Below are 13634 nucleotides of genomic sequence, written 5' to 3'. Positions count from 1 at the left end.
CGGATCATGGTGAAGATTTTCATTGTCGGCCGTCAGGATGCCAACCAAACGCTGGCGGCTTTTCTCAAAACTCGTTTATTGCTGCCGTGGTCGAAGACCAAGGAGTTGATCGAAAAGGGGGCCGTGCGCGTGGCAAGCCAGCCCGTGAATGATCCAGCCGCCCGCTTGAAACTCGGCAAACAAGTCGAAGTGACGATGTTTGTGGAAGGGGTGCCCAAGCCAAATCCGAAGGCAAAACCCAAACCGGCGCCCCAGACGAAGAAGAAACTCCCGGAACTGCCGAAGTACGATGGCCCGATGCCATCGCTGATCTACTCGGATGACTCTATCGTGATTGTGGACAAGCCGGCGGGTCTGACAACGATGCGGAACGAGGAAGAGGCCGCCGAATTTGGCCCGCGCGGCCGGACCTATCTTCCCCTCACCCTTGCCGAACTATTGCCGGTGATCCTCGGCCGGCCGGGCAAGCCGGTGCTTTCCGTTCACCGGATCGACAAGGAGACAACCGGCTTGGTGGTCTTTGCCCGCACCAGGATGGCCGAGACTCATCTGAACGAGCAATTCAAGACGCACAAAATTGACCGTCGCTACCTCGCCCTTGTGCGTGGCACGGCCAAAGGCGGGAAGATCGAATCGACCATCGCCCGTGACCGTGGCGACGGGCGTCGCGGCAGTGCCGAAGGCATGGAAGGCCAACACGCCGCGACCAACGTCAGTGTGCTGGAACAATGGGAAAAGTTCGCCTTGGTGGAATGCCGGTTGGAAACCGGCCGCACACATCAGGTGCGGATTCATTTGGGAGAAGCCGGGACGCCGTTGTGCGGGGAAACAGTTTACGATCGACCATTAAATGGTTCCCCGCACCCGGACGACTCCGGTGCTAATCGACCGATGCTCCACGCCACCCGATTGGGACTGACCCACCCAATCACCGGTGACACGATGACTTGGGAATCCCCAATGCCCTCGGACATGAAACGACTGCTGGCTTCTTGGAAAGTCGTAGTCGAGGATGATCAAGAGGGAGAAGCTGAACTGGAAATGTGGGACTGAAAACAAAAGAAACCGGGAAGCCATGTTCAGCTAAGAATCAAAACACTCTTCGATTCTTGGCTGAACATGGCTTCCCGGCCTGATTGTTCACTGATGTGCGATGAAAAACTTCAGAGCAGATACCACACCCAAGAAGACGCTGATCACACAAACGATCAGCAATCCGATCCAAACCCAGTTCATCTTGCCTCGACGATGACGCTCCCGATCTGATTTTACAAACCGACTCGGGCGGCTTGTCGAGGTTTCACGGGTGGCCGAGCCCACGTTTGGCAATGTGTTGGCGATGGAATCATCCGCGAGGTTTGCCCACGGATCATCTTCTCGCACGCCGACATTCAATCCTGAATCCCGTTTTGAATTATCCGTCGAGGGAGGCTGCCAGTCGGAATGAGCGAGCGCCAGTCGATTCAGGGCATTGATGAGATCATGAGCGTCGGCAAACCGCTCATCCGGCTTCTTGGCCAGCAACCGATGAACAATCACGGCAAGTTGTTCCGGAATTTCCGGCCGCAAGGTCCGGATGTCGGTCGGCTCGTCCGAATAGTGCCGCACGATTTTTTCGAGGGCGCTGCCGCCGGGGAAAGGCACGGCCCCCGTGAGCAAATAGTAAAACGTGCAGCCGAGCGAATACAAGTCCGAACGGACATCGACACTGCTCTTGTTTCGGGCCTGCTCGGGCGACACATAATCCGGCGTCCCCATCACCATGAACTCGCCATTGGCATCTGACAAATCCGATGGTTTGTCAGGGGCCACAATATGAGCCAGGCCAAAATCCAAAATCTTGATGACCGGCCCGGCGGCCGTGGTTTGAACCAACAAATTTGCCGGTTTGATGTCCCGATGGATCAATCCCATCGCATGGGCATTGGCCAGTCCCGTGGCGGTCTGCCGGATGAATTCGCAGGATTGATCCGTCGGCAACGGTCCGCGACGTTTGACGAGTTCCGAAAGGTTCGGCCCGTCGACAAACTCCATTACCAGAAAACACGATTCCCCGGCCTGATTGGCGTCGAAGGCGGCGACGATGTTCGGATGATTCAGTTTGGCGGCCGCCCGGACTTCCCGGCGAAACAGTTCACGGGCCATGTCCGTTTTGGTCAGATTCGGAGCCAGCACTTTGAGGGCGACAATCCGTCCCATCGTCAAGTGAAGGGCTTTGTACACCCGGCCCATGCCGCCGCGTCCCAATTCGTCCAGAATTCGATACTGGCCCAGTTGAAACCCATCGGAACGGCCGGACAACAACCTTTCTGCTTGAAATTTAGTGAGCATTCCCTTGCGGACTAGAAACCGGGCGAGTTCCAGTCCGTCTTCGGTCTCGGGGCCTTCGGCATTGAAGCGGGCCATGGCTTCCGGTTCCAAAAGCCCGCTGCGGACCAAATGTTCCACGAAGGTTTGAGCATCGATATGTGGCGCGTTCTGCGTCATTTCGTCAGTGGTTCTCCAGACTGATCATTCCTTGATCAGTCACAATCCTTGGTAAACGTACTTTCGCGTCAAACTTGCGCGAGCCGATCAACGTAGGGTTTCAAACACCCGCCGCCCACCCAAGTTACGATAGTTCGTGAATCCCCGGCTATTATTCAGACGATCCATGCGAGTAATCGTCTTGCCGTATTACTTGTTCGTTACATCTCCAAAATTCTTGCCCAACAGGAACTATTTTGTCCACATCAGTTCAATCCACATCCCAAGGTTGCGCGGAATTTTCATATTTCTCTTCGCATTTCCCGGTGAAGAAGGTAAATTAGGAGGAAATGCGACGGGGCTCGGCCTCCCCCTTTTCCCGTCGTCCCGCCGTTGATCTCCTGCCCGCCTGCCGTCCGACGGCTTTGATTGCCTCCCACCGAAAGGCCATCTTCATGTGCGCTCCCCGCGTGTCTGGTTTCCTTGCTTGCCTTTTGTTCCTCACGGCCTCTTTGCAAGCCGCGAATCCGAACCAATCCAAGGACCGCCTGAAACTGATCGGCCAGCCGACTGCCATTGAGGTCCAGCCGAAGCAAATTTCGCTGGTCGGCCCCCGCGGAATGCAACAACTCTTGGTGACCGGCAAATATGCCGACGGCACGATTCGCGACCTGACCCCCTTCGCCGACATCAAGGCGACCACGCCGGGGTTGGTTGAAATTGCCGACGGCTTTGTGCGTGGCCGAAAGGACGGCTCGGGCAGCTTGGAAGTGGCCGTCGGCGGCAAGACCACTTCTGTGCCGTTGATCGTGGAAAAGGTTGGCACGATTGAGCAGGTGAGTTTCCGAAACGATGTGATCGCGGGCTTGAACGTCGGTGGTTGCAATGCGGGTGCCTGCCACGGCACCCCCAGTGGCAAGAACGGTTTTCGCCTCAGTCTTCGCGGGTTTGATCCTGTTCTCGATTTCCAACAATTGACGCGAGATGTCTGGGGTCGCCGGACGGACAAGCAAAATCCGATGGCGAGCTTAATGCTTCAAAAGGGTCTCGGCCGTGTGCCGCACGAAGGGGGAGCCCGCTTCGGGGCCGATACCTTAGCCGTCGAAGTGATTTCAAACTGGATGGCTCAGGGAATGCCCGACGACGCGGCCACCCAACCCGTCCTCAAAAAGCTGGAAGTTCTGCCCGGCAATCGCGTGTTCACCGCGCCAGCCAAATGGCAACAACTCTCGGCCTTGGGCCACTTTAGCGATGGTTCCATCCGCGATGTCACCCGGTTGACAGTGTTCACCAGCAGCGACCCGGCCATCGGCGATGTGACGCCGAATGGCTTCGTGGAGTTTAAACAAGCCGGTGAAATCGCCGTCTTGGCCCGCTACTTGGAAGAAATGGTTTCCATTCGCATCACCTACTTGGAACCGAAAGACGGCTTCGTGTGGTCGAATCCCCCGGAAGCCAATTTCGTGGACAAGTCCGTGTTCGCCAAGCTGAAGCTGATGACTATCCAACCGAGCGAACTCTGCACGGACGAAGACTTCCTTCGCCGGGCTTACCTTGATGTCTGCGGTCTGCTTCCCAAGCCGGAAGAAGTGGCCGTCTTCATTGGGGACAAATCGCCGGACAAGCGGGCCAAATTGATCGACCAACTTTTGCAACGCCCGGAATTCTCGGATTTCTGGGCCTTGAAGTGGTCCGATGTGTTCCGCAGCAACCGCAAGAGCATTCAAGTGAAGGGCGTTCACGGCTTCCAGCAATGGCTCCGCGACCACCTGAACAAAAACACGTCGATGGACAGCATCATCAATGAAATGCTGACCTCAAACGGCAACACCTTCAACAATCCCCCGGCGAACTATTACCGGATCGCCAAAGACCCGCAAAGCTTGGCTGAAACGACCGCCCAGCTCTTCTTCGGCGTGCGGATGCAATGTGCCAAGTGCCATAACCACCCGTTCGAGGCGATCACGCAGGACGATTACTATTCGACGGCCGCGTGGTTTGCCCGCGTGAAGGTGAAGAAAGACTCGGTTAACCCCGGCAAGACCCCGCAAGATGCGACGGCCGAGGTGGTGTTTGCCAGCCGTGACGGCGAAGTGACCCAACCCCGTTCGGGCAAAGTGATGGCTCCGAAGTTCCTCAAGGGGGCCACCCCGACCATTCCGGCCGGAACTGATCGCCGCGAAGTGTTTGCCGAGTGGCTGACCTCCCCGAGCAATCCGTTCTTCGCCAAGTCGATTGTGAATCGTGTGTGGTATCACGTCGTCGGCAAGGGCATTGTTGACCCTGTCGATGACTTCCGCGAATCGAATCCGTCGAGCAACGATGAACTGTTGAACTCATTGGCCAAGGATTTCACGGACCACAAGTACGACCTGCGGCATCTCGTCCGCACGATCATGCTGTCCCGGACCTATCAACTCTCCGCGACGCCGAATGATTCCAACAAGGACGATGTGAAGTATTTCTCGCACGCTGTCACCAAGTTGCTCAGTGCCGAACAATTGTTAGACGCCCTGTGCGATGTGACGCAGATTCCCGAGAAGTTCGCCGGGTTGCCGATGGGGACGCGGGCTATCCAATTGCCGGACGGCGAAGTGAACCATCCGTTCCTGAAGACCTTCGGCCAACCGGCCCGTGAACTCGCTTGCGAATGCGAACGGGAAAGCGACAGCAACCTGGCCCAAGCCCTGCAACTCATCAACGGGCCAACGATCAATGAGAAGTTGCGAAACCCCGGCAATCGCCTCGGGAAGTTGCTGGCCGAAAAGAAGAATGAAAAGGAAATCCTCGACGGCCTGTACCTCGCCGCCCTGTCCCGCTATCCGACAGATGCGGAACGCTCCCCGGCGATGGCTCACGTCGCCAAGGGCATGGACAAACGGAAGGCTTGGGAAGATGTGATGTGGGCCGTGTTGAACACGCGAGAGTTTTTGTTCCGACATTGATTCGCAGATCAGTTCCGATTGACGGATAAGAAAGAAGGCCGAGCTTAAAAGCTCGGCCTTCTTTTTTCACTTCCAGTTTTGCTTAATCCACTTCAATCCGTCGGCATAAACGTGTTTCGGCGTCGGGAACAAATCCCGCCAGACCTTCGTGGCGGCGGCCAAGTCGGGCAAGGCCCGGCCAAAGGCTTCGATCACCATCCAACCGTCGTAGCCGATCTTTTTGAGCGTGGCGAATGCTTCTGCCCAATTCACCTGCCCGGTTCCCGGCGTGCCCCGATCATTCTCGCTGATGTGGACGTGCCCCAACACCGGGGCCGTTTGATAGATCGGGGCCGCCTGGCTCTTTTCCTCAATGTGGGCGTGGAAGGTGTCATACATCGTCTTGAGGCTCGGGTGATTCACCCGGTTGACGAGGGCCACCGCGTCGGCGGCGGTCGTCAGGAAATAGCACTCGAACCGATTGAGATACTCCACGCACAATTGCACTTTCGCCTGGGCGGCATACTCGGCGGCCGCCCTTAGCACATCGGCGGCCCGCTTTCGTTCGTCTTCAGTCGGCGGCACCCCGGAGAAGACCCCAAGCGGGGAATGGAATGGCCCCACCATGTTCCACGCTCCCAAGGCGTGATTACAATCGATGGCCCATTTCAAGCGATTAAGAGCCGCCTCGCGGACTTTCGCATCCGGGCTGATCGGACTATGGTCCGGGCCGACCACGGTGACGGTGGTGCATTCCAGCCCCTGATTGTCGAGTTCCTTCTTGATCTTCGAGTAATGGGCAGGATCGCCGTCAAAAATCGGGATTTCCACTCCGTCGAAGCCCGTGGCTTTGATGTCGGCGATGACAGGATAGAGTTCCTCCGTGACGTGCCCCGTCCAGAGAAGAAGATTCATGCCAGTCTTCATGGATGACTCCAGCAATAGGTGGGAAGAGACGTTCCGGTATTTTGGTTTCGACGACTGATTCGACAAGCGGATGAGATTCAACCGTCAGGGAGTCACCAAGGAGTCACCGGAGGTTCTGCTTGCTTCTTTTCAGCTTCCACGAAGACCTTCAACCGGGAATCTCGTTCAATCGCCATCGCCAGCGTGGTGAGAAACAGCGACGGAAGCAAAGCCAGCAACACCCCGGCCGACAACCGCCGGGCGGGGGCGCCAAATCGGTGAATTTGAAGCAACGGCGTGGCGATCAACCCCGCGATGCCGCCCCCCAAGTGGGCCGCCATGCTGACATTCGGGAGCATGCTGATACCGATGTTCAGCAACAGTGTGTAGGAAATCGAGGCCATCCACCGCTGGACTTCGGCCGGGGCGAAATGTCTCCGGTTCAGATACAGCCAGCACAAATGCGAGGTCATGATCCCCCACAACGCACCGGACGCACCGGCAAGATATAACGGCCGGTCAGGGGAGCCCGGTTCATAAAGCATGGATGTGACGCTGCCACAGATGCCACAAATGACATACAGGATCAGCAACCGCCCGGAACCCCAGACGTTTTCAATTCGCCGGGAGAGATACAACGAGGTCATGTTCAGCGTGATGTGAAGCAAGCCGAAATGCAGAAAACAACAGGTGACCAGTCGATACCATTCCCCCTTCGCCAACTCGGGCATTCCGGCCGCGCCGAGCTTGGCCATCACCACCACATCCCCCCGGTCGAGAAATCGCATGACCGGGGTTCCTTCCCGGACGGAAAAGATCAAGGTGATGAGAAAAGCAACGATGTTGACGGCCAGAATGACATAGATGATCGGAGTGGATCGAAATCCGTAAATAGCCTCGCGGGCTGCGTCACCCCGTTCGAGCGGGGTCGCGTTGGAACTCACAACCGTTTCCAACGGTTCGACCACTGGAATGGTTGAGCGGGAAAGCCCCTTGTGCATTTGGAGGAGAAACACCGGGTCGCGCAACACTTCCCGGCCAAGCTCGGTGATCTGATAACCCTGGCCATGCCCCTGCTGCCATTCCGTCAATTGAATCAGATTGGCGATCCGGAGATCATTCAACGGGGAATACAGCGACTCCAGGTCCAAGGAGTGCTTTTCCGCATGCAAGCGGGGCAGCCAAGGTTCGGCGCCTTGTTCGGCGATGGCTCGCAGGAGCGTTTCCCGGAGTGACGATTCGGCAATTTCCGGCATGATATCCACACAAGGGCCAACGCGACGTGCCACTTGGCCATTATCAGCCGACCCGGCCGATTGTCGATGGATGCGGAGCAAACGCGATGGTTTTTCCCGATTGGCTGGCAATTCACCCGACAGTCCGCACGGCCCTCGAAACGGGGCGGCCGGTCGTCGCCTTGGAATCCACGCTGATTTCGCATGGTTTGCCGTGGCCAACCAATCTGGCAACCGCAATGGAATCCGAAGATGCCATCCGAGCCGCAGGAGTCACCCCGGCCACCATTGCCGTGTGGAATGGCGTGCCGACCATTGGGCTCTTTGAACATCAACTCCGGGAATTTGCCACGACCGCTGGAATTCTCAAGGCCAGTCGGCGCGATCTGCCAACCGCGATGGCCAAAGGTCTTCACGCGGCAACCACGGTGGCCGCGACCATGTTTCTGGCCCGTCAGGCGGGTATTTCAATCTTCGCCACCGGTGGAATTGGCGGGGCCCACCGGGATTCCGGCCAAGATTTCGACATCTCCGCCGATCTTGTGGAACTGGCCCGAACACCGGTTCTTGTCGTGTGCGCCGGGGCGAAAAGCATTCTCGATTTGCCGCGAACCTTGGAGATTTTGGAAACCCTCTCCGTCCCCGTTGTTGGCTATCAAACAGACCTTCTGCCGGGCTTTTACCTGAGCAACGTGAACTTGCCGGTTCCGGCCCGAGTGGATGATCCGGCGATGGCCGCCCGCCTGTTCATGGCTCATCGAAAACTTGGCGGGGGCGGGGCGGTCCTCGCGCAATCGTTGCCGACGGAGGTGGCGATTGATGGAGATGAATTTCAAGGTTGGTGTGAGATTGCCGAGCGGGAAGCAACAGAAAAGCAAGTGACGGGGGCAAGCGTCACACCATTCTTGTTGAAGCGAATCGCTGAACTGTCCGCGGGAAAGACCTTGCGAGCGAACCAGGCGTTGATTGTCGCCAATGCCCGGCTGGCGGCCCTTGTGGCGACGGCCCTCAGCGAATCCGAATGAATTTGGAATTTCCACCAGAGTCTTCAGACAGGGCCCGCGTCAGATCATCCCGAAGCTCGTCGGGATCTTGGTAGCGATCATTCGGGTTCTTCGCCATCATTCGGGAAAGCACTTCGGACAATCGAAGCATTCCCGGTTCCTGCACATGGTCGAAGGCCGGTGTCAGCGGTTCGTGAAGATGGGCGAGGATCATCTTTGTGGCCATCACATGCTCAAAGGCCAATTTCCCGGTGACGAGATGATAAATCGTCGCCCCAAGGCTGTAGATGTCCGTCCGATGGTCAAAAGCCCGGTTCGTCCGCGCCGATTCGGGGGCCATATAAGCAGGCGTGCCGATGAACCGGGTTGGTTCCGCGATGAGCGTGGAGGGTAGTTCCCTGCCCACCTCTCCCGCCAGCCCCCAGTCGATGATCTTGACGTTGCCATCCGGCGTGAACAGGATATTCTCCGGTTTCACGTCTCGGTGCGCAAATCCCAGCCTCCAGGCCGAGGACAATCCGTCCACAATCTTCAGGGCGATGCGGAGGGCAAGTTTCACACTCACCCGACCACCGTGTTTGATGCGGAGTTGGTCAAGTGTCAGGCTGTGAACATATTCCGTGGCAAGGTGCGGTTGTTCGTGATCGTCCCGATAATCCCACAGGCGGGCGATGCAGGCGTGCGACAGCTTGCAGAGGACTTCAAACTCGTTCCGCAGGTGGACGGCAAGCGAGGCACGAAAGGATGGATCCCGAGGGGCAAGCACCTTCACGGCAACCGGAATGCGGAGGTCCCACAATTCCCCGAGGAAGACAGCACTATTGCTCCCGGCCGCCATATGGGCCTGAAGACGACAGCGGCCGAGATAGCCCCCGATAGGAGGCAAGGAGACTTCAAGCCGGATGTCTGGCAGCGTTTCCGCACTAGACAGCACGGCTGTCGAAGTCACGTCTTGGGAATCCAATTCCAAATCTGCATCCGTGCCGGTCCGCGAAGTCCCGGCTCGCATCGTTGACTCTCTGGGATGTACCGTCATTGCCGAGTTTACATATACATCAGGCCACAGAAACTTTGATGTGTCCAACGACTGATCTGACGATTTGATTGGTAATCAAAACCCTCTGACCGGCCTCTTCCGAAGAACCGGCGGAGTTCATGGAAACCATCCCGGCGACGCAATCCATTCAAACCTTTTCAACCTTAGAAGCGGAAGATCCGGTGAACCCGCCGGGACCGTCAAACTTCCTCCGTTCAACATGGTCCCGGCCGGCATATTCAGGACAATCGATACATCCGGCCCATTTTCTCGCGCAGGTACTCGACAAACGGCATGAAACTCAGCGATTGGCCGGTGATGCGTTCGCACAGGTCGCCAGGCAAATAAGTCCGGCCATGACGGTGAATTTCCCGGTTCAGCCACCCCTTCAATTCGAGATAATTCCCCTTGCGGAAATCGTCGTCGAGGGTCGGAAAATCGGTTCGCACCCGTTGCATGAACTGAGCGGCGTACAGATTCCCAAGCGTATATGTGGGGAAGTAACCGATGCCCCCCATGCTCCAGTGGATGTCTTGCAAACAGCCGAGTCGATCATCCGGAGGCGTGAGACCAAACATGGCTCGAAATCGTTCATTCCACGCGGCGGGAAGATCGGCCACCGGGAGTTGTCCCGTCAGGAGGTCGCGTTCCAATTCAAACCGCAAAATGATGTGCAAGTTGTAGGTCGCCTCGTCCGCTTCCACCCGGATGAACGAAGGCTTCACTTCATTGATCGCCAGATGGAATGACTCGGGTCGAACATCCTTCAAGGCCGTGGGAAATACTTCCTTGGCCTTGGGGAACCAGTGTTCCCAAAACTCCGGACTTCGGCCAACTTGGTTTTCCCAAAACCGCGATTGAGACTCATGGATGCCCAAAGAACAAAAACTCCCGGCGGGTGTTCCGAAAGCTTCCGCTTTTAACCCTTGCTCGTAAATGCCATGCCCGGCCTCGTGCAATACTCCGAAGAGAGCTTCGTTGAAAAATCGCGGGTTATAACGGGTGGTGATCCGGCAATCTCCCGGCCCGATCCCGGAACAAAACGGATGGGTGGTTGTGTCCAATCGCCCCGCTTCAAAATCGAAACCAATGGCAGTGGCCGCTTCACGCGAGAAGGTTTCCTGAAGGTTGACCGGAAAATCACCGCTTAATATCTCCGGATTCGCTTTCATAGATGAATTGCGGATGGCCTCGATCAGCGGAACCAACTCTTTGGCCAATCCGGCAAAAATCGTTGTCACCCCGGCGGCCGTCGCGCCCGGTTCATATTCATCGAGCAGCGCATTGTAGGGGTGGGCGATATAACCAACGGCGTCCGCTTCCTGCTTCTTCAGGGAGACAATTTGCTCCAGCCACGGGCGAAACGCCGGAAAATCGTTTGTTCGCCGGGCCTCCTGCCAGACACCTTGTGATCGTGTTGTGATCCGGGCCAATTCTTCAACGAGGCTCTTGGGCAGTTTCACGGCCCGGTTGTATCCCCGGCGAATCTCGCGGATATTTCCGGCGATCACGGCATCGTCGTGCTTGTTCCAACCGGCCGCCTCCAGCGTGCCCAGCAAGTCGCCAATCTTCGGAGAAGTGTTCATTTCATGGGTCAGTCGGGCGAGCAGCGCCATCTGATCCCCGCGAAATTCGGCCCCCTTCGGCGGGAGGTAAGTCCGCTCGTCCCAGCCCAACAACGCCCCGCAGGAACCAAGCAGCGATGCTTCCCGGCTGATGGTCAACAATTCCTGGTAGGCGGCTTCCGTGGTCATCCCGTCAATCTCCGAAAGTGTTCGATGTCATCAGACATGGTAGCCATCATGAAGAAAGGGTCATATCCCCAACCTGACACTCCATCGCCCGCACTTTAATCTGAAGGGTCTCTCCGATGCGTCGATTTGTGATGCTCGTGGCCGCGTTCCTCGCCATGCAATCTCCTCTGATGGCCGACGACTGGAAGGAACTGTTCAACGGCAAGGATCTCACCGGCTGGAAAGGGTTCCCCGAACTCTGGTCCGTGAAGGACGGCGCCATCACCGGCTACACGAAGGACGGCAAGCTGCCCAAGGGGAACAGCTTCCTGATTTGGGACGGCGTGGTCAAGGACTTTGAATTGAACGTGAAGTTCAAGATCGTCGGCGGCAACTCGGGGATTCAGTACCGCTCAAAGGTCGTCGGAAAGCCGGAAGATTTCGTGGTCGGCGGCTACCAAGCCGATATCGACGGCTCGAAGGGCATGGGCTTCTTCGGCATTCTCTACGAAGAACGTGGCCGTGGCGTGATGACGAACCGCGGCGCAAAGGTGTGGGTTGACCCGACCGGCGCCAAGTACGAACTGCCCGTGACGGATCCGGCCGAATTGCTCAAGGCCATCAAAGTGAACGACTGGAACGAATACGTGATCGTCGCCAAGGGCAACCATCTGACCCAGACGATCAACGGAAAAGTCTTTGCCGAAACGATTGACTTCCAAAAAGACAAGCGGGCCGCCGAAGGCATTCTGGCCTTCCAAATCCACGCCGGCATGGGCGAAATGACCGTGCAATTCAAAGACGTGAAGTTGAAGACGCTGACCGATGCCAAAGAACTCACCCCGGAATCTGACCCGATCCCGAAGGAAGCAAAGAAGAAGTAATCTTCCTGTAAAGCGAAGACGAACCACAAAGACGCAAAGGTCACACAAAGTTTCACAAAGAAGATCAGAGAAGAATTATTTCTTCCGATTTCTTTGTGAGGCTTTGTGTGACCTTTGCGTCTTTGTGGTTCATCTTCGCAGAACCGACAAATCAGAGATTCATTCCCGTCAAGAATTCGACGTTGCTCTTGGTGCGTCGCATGCGGGAAACCAGCATTTCCATCGCTTCGACCGGGCTCATGTCGGCCAGCACACGACGGAGCAGCCGGACCCGGTCTAGTTCTTCCGGGTGAACCAGCAATTCTTCTTTCCGCGTCCCGGAACGGTTGACGTCAATGGCGGGCCAGACCCGCTTGTCCACGAGGCGGCGGTCAAGGTGCAACTCCATGTTGCCGGTCCCCTTGAATTCCTCGAAGATCACGTCGTCCATCCGGCTACCGGTGTCGATCAACGCCGTGGCGATGATTGTCAGCGAGCCGCCTTCTTCCAAGTTTCGGGCCGCCCCGAAGAAGCGTTTCGGCTTCTGCATGGCGTTGGAGTCGAGACCGCCGGAGAGCAGCTTACCGCCGCCGGGGGCTTCGGTGTTGTGAGCGCGGGCCAGACGGGTGATCGAGTCAAGCAAGATCACCACATCCCGCTTGCGTTCCACAAGACGTTTCGCCTTTTCCAGCACGATTTCACTGACGTGAATGTGCTGATCCGGCGGTTCGTCGAATGTGCTGGCGACGACCTCGACGTTCGGGCCGACGACGACCCGCTGCATGTCCGTCACTTCTTCGGGCCGTTCGTCAATGAGCAGAACGATCACATAACAATCCGGCGTGTTCTTCATGATGGACAGGGCCATCCGTTGAAGGAACACGGTTTTCCCGGCTCGCGGCGGCGACACGATCAACCCGCGCTGGCCCTTGCCAATGGGGGTCACCATGTCCACCACACGGCCGGACATTTCTTCGCCGGACGTTTCCAACACAAAGCGGGCGTTCGGGTGTAGCGGGGTCAGGTCGTCGAAGGAAGTGATGCTGGCGGCCTCTTCCGGAGAAGCGCCGTTGACCAGTTCCACTTGCATCAGGGCGAAGTTGTCTTGCCCTTCGATGGGAAGGCGTATCGGCCCTTCAACCACCAAGCCGGTCTTCAATCCCATTCGGCGAATCTGGCTCGGGGACACATAAATGTCCTCGGGGCTCGCCAAATAGCTGTGAGCCTGGCTTCGCAGGAAGCCATAACCGTCCGGCAACACTTCGAGGGTGCCGGAACCGCGGACAACTTCGCCGCGTTCGATTTGCTTGCGAACAATCCCAACGATGAGTTGCGCCCGGGTCATCCCGGTGTGTTCGGCAATGCCCTCGCTCTCTGCGAGCAAGAACAGTTTCGGCATGGTGAGCCGATAAAGATCGTCCAGCCGGGAAGCCGGTCCGCCAGATGGCCGGGGCGGCGCCTGTTCGG

Annotated in this window: 10 protein-coding genes; 4 read left to right on the top strand and 6 right to left on the bottom strand. The window is 57.2% G+C overall.

The window, feature by feature from the left end:
- The first annotated feature begins 6 nt into the window (after positions 1-6).
- A complete protein-coding gene (locus tag BGIM_RS0104500) occupies positions 7-1053 on the top strand; it encodes an RluA family pseudouridine synthase (RefSeq protein WP_020468607.1) in 1047 nt (348 codons plus the stop codon).
- 87 nt (positions 1054-1140) lie between these two features.
- On the opposite strand, the gene BGIM_RS48635 is transcribed toward BGIM_RS0104500, so the two are convergent.
- Positions 1141-2487 carry a serine/threonine-protein kinase gene (locus tag BGIM_RS48635; RefSeq protein WP_020468606.1) on the bottom strand — a complete coding sequence of 449 codons (1347 nt, stop codon included), beginning with the start codon at positions 2485-2487 and terminating at the stop codon, positions 1141-1143.
- A gap of 329 nt (positions 2488-2816) precedes the next feature.
- On the opposite strand from BGIM_RS48635, the gene BGIM_RS0104490 reads away from it, so the two are divergent.
- Entirely contained in the window at positions 2817-5411 is a 2595-nt protein-coding gene (locus BGIM_RS0104490) for a DUF1549 and DUF1553 domain-containing protein (protein WP_020468605.1), read from the top strand.
- Positions 5412-5477: 66 nt separating this feature from the next.
- On the opposite strand, the gene BGIM_RS0104485 is transcribed toward BGIM_RS0104490, so the two are convergent.
- Both BGIM_RS0104485 and BGIM_RS0104480 read right to left on the bottom strand, forming a co-directional pair.
- Complete coding sequence (locus BGIM_RS0104485; RefSeq protein ID WP_238537515.1) at positions 5478-6305, bottom strand: sugar phosphate isomerase/epimerase family protein; 828 nt, start codon at positions 6303-6305, stop codon at positions 5478-5480.
- A gap of 104 nt (positions 6306-6409) precedes the next feature.
- Positions 6410-7552: a rhomboid family intramembrane serine protease gene (locus tag BGIM_RS0104480; protein WP_020468603.1), complete on the bottom strand. Its 1143-nt coding sequence runs from the start codon at positions 7550-7552 to the stop codon at positions 6410-6412.
- Between the two features lie 86 nt (positions 7553-7638).
- On the opposite strand from BGIM_RS0104480, the gene BGIM_RS0104475 reads away from it, so the two are divergent.
- Positions 7639-8556, top strand: a complete 918-nt coding sequence (locus tag BGIM_RS0104475) for a pseudouridine-5'-phosphate glycosidase (RefSeq protein ID WP_020468602.1) — start codon at positions 7639-7641, stop codon at positions 8554-8556.
- Here the strand turns inward: BGIM_RS0104475 and BGIM_RS0104470 are convergent.
- Complete coding sequence (locus BGIM_RS0104470; RefSeq protein WP_020468601.1) at positions 8540-9544, bottom strand: serine/threonine protein kinase; 1005 nt, start codon at positions 9542-9544, stop codon at positions 8540-8542. The two genes, BGIM_RS0104475 and BGIM_RS0104470, sit on opposite strands and share 17 nt — an antisense overlap.
- 266 nt (positions 9545-9810) lie before the next feature.
- Positions 9811-11325: a carboxypeptidase M32 gene (locus tag BGIM_RS0104460; RefSeq protein ID WP_020468599.1), complete on the bottom strand. Its 1515-nt coding sequence runs from the start codon at positions 11323-11325 to the stop codon at positions 9811-9813.
- Between the two features lie 116 nt (positions 11326-11441).
- Here BGIM_RS0104460 and BGIM_RS48630 point away from each other — a divergent pair, with 116 nt between their 5' ends.
- A complete protein-coding gene (locus BGIM_RS48630) occupies positions 11442-12188 on the top strand; it encodes a 3-keto-disaccharide hydrolase (RefSeq protein ID WP_020468598.1) in 747 nt (248 codons plus the stop codon).
- A 151-nt stretch (positions 12189-12339) separates the two neighbouring features.
- Here the strand turns inward: BGIM_RS48630 and rho are convergent.
- Positions 12340-13634 (bottom strand): transcription termination factor Rho (rho, locus tag BGIM_RS0104450; RefSeq protein ID WP_084759792.1); only part of this gene is annotated, 1295 nt, incomplete at its 5' end.

It is taken from the genome of Zavarzinella formosa DSM 19928 (assembly GCF_000255705.1).
GTDB lineage: Bacteria > Planctomycetota > Planctomycetia > Gemmatales > Gemmataceae > Zavarzinella > Zavarzinella formosa.
The sequence above is the reverse complement of the archived record's forward strand: the minus strand, read 5'-3'. Positions and strand labels throughout refer to the sequence as shown.

What these genes read in the sequence shown, in the direction of transcription:
- BGIM_RS0104500 (WP_020468607.1), top strand. Translation starts at nt 7, where the DNA reads ATGGTGAAGATTTTCATTGTCGGCCGTCAGGATGCCAACCAAACGCTG.
- BGIM_RS48635 (WP_020468606.1), bottom strand. Translation starts at nt 2,487, where the DNA reads ATGACGCAGAACGCGCCACATATCGATGCTCAAACCTTCGTGGAACAT.
- BGIM_RS0104490 (WP_020468605.1), top strand. Translation starts at nt 2,817, where the DNA reads ATGCGACGGGGCTCGGCCTCCCCCTTTTCCCGTCGTCCCGCCGTTGAT.
- BGIM_RS0104485 (WP_238537515.1), bottom strand. Translation starts at nt 6,305, where the DNA reads ATGAATCTTCTTCTCTGGACGGGGCACGTCACGGAGGAACTCTATCCT.
- BGIM_RS0104480 (WP_020468603.1), bottom strand. Translation starts at nt 7,552, where the DNA reads ATGCCGGAAATTGCCGAATCGTCACTCCGGGAAACGCTCCTGCGAGCC.
- BGIM_RS0104475 (WP_020468602.1), top strand. Translation starts at nt 7,639, where the DNA reads ATGGTTTTTCCCGATTGGCTGGCAATTCACCCGACAGTCCGCACGGCC.
- BGIM_RS0104470 (WP_020468601.1), bottom strand. Translation starts at nt 9,544, where the DNA reads ATGCGAGCCGGGACTTCGCGGACCGGCACGGATGCAGATTTGGAATTG.
- BGIM_RS0104460 (WP_020468599.1), bottom strand. Translation starts at nt 11,325, where the DNA reads ATGACCACGGAAGCCGCCTACCAGGAATTGTTGACCATCAGCCGGGAA.
- BGIM_RS48630 (WP_020468598.1), top strand. Translation starts at nt 11,442, where the DNA reads ATGCGTCGATTTGTGATGCTCGTGGCCGCGTTCCTCGCCATGCAATCT.